The organism is Fretibacterium fastidiosum, from assembly GCF_000210715.1.
GTDB lineage: Bacteria > Synergistota > Synergistia > Synergistales > Aminobacteriaceae > Fretibacterium > Fretibacterium fastidiosum.
The window spans coordinates 1,367,847-1,371,074 of the sequence record NC_021038.1; the positions used below are offsets into that span (position 1 = coordinate 1,367,847).

Consider the following 3,228-nt stretch of genomic DNA (forward strand, 5'->3'; position numbering starts at 1 on the left):
GCGGAAAGCGCCTCAAGGTCTGGCGCGTCACCCTGGCGGATGGAGGGAGCGAAGGGCCGGGAACCGTGCTGGCCCTCCAGGACGGTGCTCTCGTCGTGGCCTGTGCCTCCGGCGCGCTGCGCCTGGAGGAGGTGCAGGCGGAGGGCAAGCGCAGGGTCCCGGCCACGGACTGGGCCCGCGGGCTGAGGCTCGCGCCGGGGGACGTCCTGTGATCTTTTTCGGGAGCTTTTTCTCAGGAGAGCCCGAACTACGGCTTCTACATAATGTATAATAAGCTGAAGCACAGATTTTTAGCAGGGGAGGCGCGGGAATGGCGCAGAGCTCATGGGAGGGCCAGGAGCGGCGTGCGTCCGGACGGCGCATTTACGAGGGCAGGATCCTGAACCTGAGGGTCGATGAGGTGACGATGCCGAGCGGCCGCACGGCGGAGCGCGAGGTGGTGGAGCATCGGTCGGCTGTAGGTATCCTCGCGCTGACGGGGCGGGACAGCGTGTTGCTGGCGCGTCAGTACCGCTATGCGGTCGGGGAGGAGACGCTTGAGGTGTGCGCCGGGCTGATCGAACCGGGGGAGGACCCTCGTGTGGCCGCTGAGCGCGAGCTGCAGGAGGAGCTGGGAGTGAAGCCCGGAAGGCTCCAGGAGGTGGGCGGGTTCTTCTCGTCGCCGGGCTTCTGCACGGAGTACCTCACGCTGTTTCTGGCCGACGACCTCCAGAACTCGCGACTGCCCCAGGACGAGGACGAGAACGTGAGCGCTGTCGAGGTCCCCTACGGGGAGGTCCCAGGAATGATGGCGGACGGCGCCTTCAGGGACTCCAAGACGTTCGCCGCGCTGGCCTGGCTCATGGCGAGGGAGGGAATACCGCCCAGGGTCCGGTGACTGCGGCGTGGGGGCCCTGCGGTACGGCGTCCGGCATCGGGCTTCGGCGGCCCGAAGCCGGGCGAATATCTTGATGTAAGGAGCGTTATGGAATGTTGAAGAACTTGAGGATATCTGCAAAGCTTGCTTTGGGGTTCGGGCTGGTGCTCTCCATGTTCGCGGTGGCCGCGATCTTCAGCTGGAGCAGCATCTCGCACGTGCAGGAGGAGATGCGCTACCTGAACAAGCTCACGGACCTTTCGACCCTGATCAGCGACCTGGACGACGCGTTGAAGATCGTGACGAACAACCTGAGCGCGCTGCGCCTTTCGGAGTCCAAGGAGGACCTCGATGCACTGAAGAGCTCCCTGGACGCCCTGAGGGCCCATCCCAGGAAGGTCAACGATCTGGTGGCGTCGGAGCCGAGGATGCAGGTGCTGAGGGGAGGAACGTCAACTTCGGTGCAGGTCAGGACGCTTCCCGAGCTGGAGGGCTACATCGATGCGTTCGGCAGAAGCGTGGCCGCCTACGAGACGACGCTGCGCTCGCAGCAGGCGGCCATGGCCTCCCTCACGGACGACCTTGAAAAGACGACGGCGGTCATAGGCACGATCATCGAGAAGCTCTCCGCTCCGAAGTCGGAGACGACGGCCTACGACGCGGCGGGCGTCGTCCGCAGCGAGACGAACGAGGTGGGGACTGCGGAGGACCTGCGGTACAAGTTGACGCTCTTCCGCAGGCAGTACGTCTATGCCCTGTACAAGCGGGATGTGGCGCTTCTGGAGGGCGCGGCGACGGACTTCGACAAGTGGGCCGCGGACTACGAAGCCTTCCGAAGCTCCGCCTCCGAGGACTGGCTGAAGGACCTTACGGCCTCGAACGATGGCCTGGTGCGCTCCACCAGAGGGGACATGGAGAGCATCCTGAAGGCGTACCGCGAAGCCCGGTCCGCCATGGAGGACTGCCTGAAGAACGCCAGCGGGATCAAGGACTGTGCCCTGAGCATCTACAGCCTGACCGACCGGAGGGTCAACGAGCTCATGATGGGGAGCTACAGCGCCCTCAGCAGCGCCCTGACGCTGCTCCTGTCCCTGGTGGTCCTGTCCATCGTCCTCGGCGCGTTCATCGCCTGGGCGATCGCCCGCGGCATCTCGAAGCCCCTCGGGATCGTGGTGGACCTCACCGCGCGGGCCGAGGGCGGCGACCTCACGCTGAAGCGGGAGGACTTCCCCTACGACGGCCGCGACGAGCTGGGCGCGCTGGGCGAGGCCCTCATGAAGATGATCGCGGCCCAGCGCACGGCCGTAAGCGAGGTCCTGACCACGGCGGACCAGGCTGCGGCGAAGTCCGTCGACATCCTGGACAACTGCAAGAGGAGCCTGGACTCCGCGACCAGGGTGAAGGACGCCGTGCAGAAGGCGGTCGCCCTGATGGAGAATAACTCCTCCTCGCTTCAGGAGAGCAACGCGGGGACGGAGGAGATGTCCGCCGCGTCCATGACCTCCGCTCAGGCGGCGACGGACTGCGCGGAGTTCATCTCCAACATGACGACGGTGACGAACAAGGCGGTCGATACGGTGCAGGGCACCATCAAGGACATGGGCGAGCTGCAGAAGAAGACCCAGGAGAGCGGACAGAAGCTCCAGGACCTGGTGGATTCCGTGGACAAGATCAGCGAGTTCGTGGGCGTCATCACCTCCATCGCGGACCAGACGAACCTCCTGGCGCTGAACGCGGCCATCGAGGCGGCACGCGCCGGCGAAGCGGGGCGCGGCTTTGCGGTGGTGGCGGAGTCCGTGCGGAAGCTGGCGGAGGAGTCGAACCGCGCGGCGGGGAACGTTCGGGCCCTCATCGAGACGCTGCAGGGCAGCGCAAGGGAGACGAAGTCTGCCAGCGACGAGACGGCGACGCTGCTGAGCCAGACGATGGAGAAGGGGACGTCGGCAAAGGACTCCCTGTCCGAGGCGATGGAGCAGATCGACAAGGCCAACGACCGAATCCAGAACATCGCGGCGGTGGCCGAGGAGCAGGCGGCCTCCAGCAAGGAGATCGCGGCGGGCATCGACAACGTGACGAAGTCCAGCTCCGAGATCCTGGAGCACCTCGAGAAGATCGCGGAGGCCATGGACGAGACGACGGCCGTGTCCACCAGCACCACGAAGGAGTCGGACGCTCAAGCCGATCTGGTGCAGCACGTGAAGGACGCCATCTCCGTCTTCAAGGTGGCGGACTCGGAGGACAGGGGGCGCCGCAGCCGCAAGGCCCTGCACGGCTAGAGGCCCGCTGCACGCAGCGAGCGTAGACGAACTTTTGGGAAAAAACGGGAGAGGTCCTCTGGCGAAGAAAGCCGGAGGACCTCTCCCGTTTTAATA

2 protein-coding genes and 1 pseudogene are annotated in these 3,228 nt (G+C 65.5%); all 3 read left to right on the plus strand.

All coding sequences use genetic code 11. The features are described from left to right. Window positions 1–212: pseudogene (locus SY1_RS06290) on the plus strand (hypothetical protein); the annotation flags it as partial. Window positions 213–310: 98 nt separating this feature from the next. Next, window positions 311–877, plus strand: coding sequence for an NUDIX hydrolase (locus SY1_RS06295; protein ID WP_015556533.1), 567 nt, complete (start codon window positions 311–313; stop codon window positions 875–877). A gap of 92 nt (window positions 878–969) precedes the next feature. Next, window positions 970–3,132 carry a methyl-accepting chemotaxis protein gene (locus tag SY1_RS06300; RefSeq protein ID WP_015556534.1) on the plus strand — a complete coding sequence of 721 codons (2,163 nt, stop codon included), beginning with the start codon at window positions 970–972 and terminating at the stop codon, window positions 3,130–3,132. Window positions 3,133–3,228: the final 96 nt, after the last annotated feature.

What these genes read in the sequence shown, in the direction of transcription:
- SY1_RS06295 (WP_015556533.1), top strand. Translation starts at nt 311, where the DNA reads ATGGCGCAGAGCTCATGGGAGGGCCAGGAGCGGCGTGCGTCCGGACGG.
- SY1_RS06300 (WP_015556534.1), top strand. Translation starts at nt 970, where the DNA reads ATGTTGAAGAACTTGAGGATATCTGCAAAGCTTGCTTTGGGGTTCGGG.